The following is a 3,200-nucleotide window of genomic DNA, read 5'->3' as shown; positions in this document are numbered from 1 at the left end:
ATTTCGAGGCTGCTCTGGCTCTACTAGATCCCACTTGTCATCCAACTACACTCCCGGCAAGGATACCAGCTTTATGAAATCGTCCGTACAGTTGCCATTGACCATTGTCAGTACTCCAGGTTGACCATTCGATTGGCTGTTGAGTAGCGATACTGCTTGGCCGAAGCTAAAGTGAATGTCTTTTCCAGCGAAGTGTTCCAGAATACCACCGGTACTGATGCCCTTATGCTTGCCAGGGAGAATCTTCCAAGACTCGACTTCTTCTTCTGGGGCATCAAAGTCTCCCCACGGGATAAGTTCGAAGTTTCTTGGAATACTTACATCCCACAGCGCTTTTTCGCTGCACAGCGGTTCTCTATGACCGGGAATTTGGTGGCAATCGAAATAGCCTGTTAGAGCTAAGCAGAGACCTGTTCCAACTTTTTGTAACACAGTTTTGATCCTCCTCCACATAGTTGCGGATAACACGGATACTAGCACTTTTCCTTACTACAGCCAACTCTAATACTATTTCGTGTCCTTTGAATAATTAACTTTATCGCTGATGCGTGAAACTTCTTACCGGAACGTGTCAAATGTTGTTCAGATAGTAAGGTGTGTGATATCTGTCTCAGTGAATTGCCTTGGCAATGTAAGAATGCGATTCGTTGGCAGATATGTTTTTCTTCTGGGTTGCTTTCTAGTTTTCCTGTTGAAGAGTTGAGTTGATATCCATACGGTATATGGCCTGTGTACTTTCCGAGTGCGGCTCGTTTGGTAATGCCTTCTCGCTGTTTCTCATGCTGCTCCGCTCGATAAATCTTTAGCGCTTCATCTAACTCCTCGGCTGTGAACTGCTGGTTCATATAGTTGCTGTTACTCATATTTCTTGTTTGAAGTTTGTTTGGACGAAATCGTTCAAACAAATACGTAACGGAACATGTCATGGTGGAGCGTGGTAAAAAGAGCCTGTCATTTGAGTTGGTTAGTGAACTACAGGCTATTCTGAATGAGGAGTGTGATATGGAAGTAAGTGTGGAGGAAGCGGAGAAGTTAGGGGCTGCGCTTGTTGAGATTTACAGGATACTTTTGGATATATAGATTGTTCTATTCCAACACTGCTACTGGGCGTATCGCTTAGCAACGACTGTTGCGTCAACGCATTAGGAGATTCGGATAGTGCATCAAATACGTGCTGAATGTCTTCACTGGAGATAGCTAAAGCAAACCTGAAAAAGTCATTCCAGGCAGAGTTATTACTCAAGAAAGTTCGAAACTTGTTCTGTATAGTCCACCAATCTGAATGAGAAGGGGTCGAAAGGCCTTCTTTTTGTTTTTCAGAGCCACTTTTTTCAAGTTCGAAATCTGGAATTTCTCGCGAGGCCAAAATCGCCATTTTCGAACTTTCAGCCGCCTTAAGCGCTTGCAGCAGAAACGAGAACAGCTCTGTGTACTCAACATAAACTCTGCTCCCTGAAACCGTCACACGCTGGAAGACGTTGCGAACGACAGTGCGCTTCTTCTCTGGCGTCGCTGATAGGAACTGTGCAGACATATCTTGGCTCAAGGCGATGAGGGTGGCGACATTATCCAGAAAGTCCTCCTGCTGCTCCGAGATATTATGAAGCCGCCCTAGAATCAGGTCTTTCTCCTGATTCAGATCAGCTCGCTTTTTGGCAAAGTCCTCTTCTGAAATATTATCATCGATTCTCATGTCCAGTAATCGACTCAGGCGCTGATCTGCACGAGCGAGGAGCTGCTCCAAGTCGTCGCGACTCGATTCACGTCGCGATTCTTCATCCGCGTTCATTTGCTTCAACACCTTTCGAAGCCAATCGGCGAGCCGCGGTGAGCGGAGACGGAAGACAGTCAAGTGGGGAAGTAGCTCCTTTTCGAGAGTATCCTGTCGGATAAAGACGCGTGCAGGACAGGTCTTATGGCCTCGACATGCCCCGTAGACTCGGCCCTTTTGAATCTCCCAAGTCAGCGCTTTGCCACAGCCACCGCAAAAAACGGCTCGCCGAAACAGATGGTCATGCCTCTGAAAAGGCGCAGCACCTTCTCCATGTTCCGGGCGGGTGAGGCGTTTTTGCACCCTGTAAAACTGCTCCGCTGAGATGAGTGGTGGATGTACTCCCTCCCAAAGCTTGCCTTCGAAGAGCATCTTGCCCATATAGAAGGGATCGTGGAGAATCCCATGTATCTGACTGGCCTTGAGGCGTGTGCCCCGAGCGGTACGGTAGCCCTCTTCGAAGAGTCGCTCTTCCAGGCGATGCACCGACCAGTCACCAGAATCGTAGAGGTCAAAAAGAAGCTGAATTAGTGTAGCACGAACGGGATCTGGTTGGATGGGACTGCGTGAATGGGACTTGTCCCGGATATAGCCCTTGGGAGTCTTTGCGGGCCAGATGCCTTTTCGTAGCATGGCATCTACCGATTTGCGCACCTCCTCTTTAAGGTTATCCGTGTAGTTCTTCGCCAGCACGACACGCATTCCCCAGTTGAGCTTATCGCCCGAGCGAGCGAACTTGTGCAAGTCGATTCCATCCTTGACGAAATGGACATGGCGCGTCTCATTCTCTTCCAGCCAGTCGTCGATTTGGACAGCCTCTTTGAGACCACTACGGGATAGTCGGTCCACTTTTTCCACGATGATATGGCGCACCTTATACCGGACGACTTCAGCCATAAACGCCCTGAACTTAACCCGACTCGCCTGCTTGGACGCCGTTTCTGAAAAACGGTGTATGAGGACAGCGGCGTAGCCATTCTTGAGGCAAAACTCCCGTAGCAAGTTTTCTTGAGCATCTAGGCTATAGCCTTCTTCTTGCTCACGTGTGCTAACGCGGCAGATAAGGGCCGCGGTTTCCTGACTCATAGGGCAAGGAATTCGTGGATCGATTCAATTTGTCTAAGGGAGGACAATCAATCTAAGGGTAGCAGAAAGCTCAGGGGCGCAGAAGAGAGTCATAAACTTCAAGGAGCCACTGGGCCAGCTTCTCTGTGGCCTCTGGGGTCAGACTCTGTCCCCACTCCATCTGGGCGATCTCGGAGAGCTCGTCAAGAAGCATCGCCGAAATCGCCGGGTTACGTGCCGACGGAAGATGATCATGTTGAGTTGTCTTGGGGGCGACTTTAGTTTTTCGGGCAAAACATACGCTAAGGCAGCTCTAACCAGGCATCCACTTGTACTCCCCGGTCAGAAGAATATGATCCCATAG

4 protein-coding genes are annotated in these 3,200 nt (G+C 49.0%); all 4 read right to left on the bottom strand.

The genetic code is table 11. The features are described 5' to 3' along the window. Window positions 1-45 precede the first annotated feature (45 nt). Entirely contained in the window at window positions 46-432 is a 387-nt protein-coding gene (locus HNQ39_RS29560) for a hypothetical protein (protein ID WP_184204216.1), read from the bottom strand. Between the two features lie 41 nt (window positions 433-473). Next, on the bottom strand, window positions 474-845 hold the full coding sequence (locus HNQ39_RS29555) for a serine integrase family protein (protein ID WP_184204215.1): 372 nt from the start codon (window positions 843-845) through the stop codon (window positions 474-476). Between the two features lie 134 nt (window positions 846-979). Beyond that, the gene (locus HNQ39_RS29550; protein ID WP_184204214.1) at window positions 980-2,857 is read right to left on the bottom strand and encodes a recombinase family protein; all 1,878 of its coding nucleotides are present in this window, start codon (window positions 2,855-2,857) and stop codon (window positions 980-982) included. A gap of 70 nt (window positions 2,858-2,927) precedes the next feature. Then, complete coding sequence (locus HNQ39_RS30440) at window positions 2,928-3,050, bottom strand: hypothetical protein (RefSeq protein WP_281380390.1); 123 nt, start codon at window positions 3,048-3,050, stop codon at window positions 2,928-2,930. Between the last annotated feature and the right edge of the window lie 150 nt (window positions 3,051-3,200).

The sequence above is a fragment of the Armatimonas rosea genome, assembly GCF_014202505.1.
In the GTDB taxonomy this organism is placed as follows: domain Bacteria; phylum Armatimonadota; class Armatimonadia; order Armatimonadales; family Armatimonadaceae; genus Armatimonas; species Armatimonas rosea.
The sequence above is the reverse complement of the archived record's forward strand: the minus strand, read 5'-3'. Positions and strand labels throughout refer to the sequence as shown.

Bases quoted from the DNA above. Each gene is read 5' to 3' on its own strand.
- HNQ39_RS29555 (WP_184204215.1), bottom strand. From the start codon at position 845: ATGAACCAGCAGTTCACAGCCGAGGAGTTAGATGAAGCGCTAAAGATT.
- HNQ39_RS30440 (WP_281380390.1), bottom strand. From the start codon at position 3,050: ATGCTTCTTGACGAGCTCTCCGAGATCGCCCAGATGGAGTGGGGACAG.
- HNQ39_RS29550 (WP_184204214.1), bottom strand. From the start codon at position 2,857: ATGAGTCAGGAAACCGCGGCCCTTATCTGCCGCGTTAGCACACGTGAG.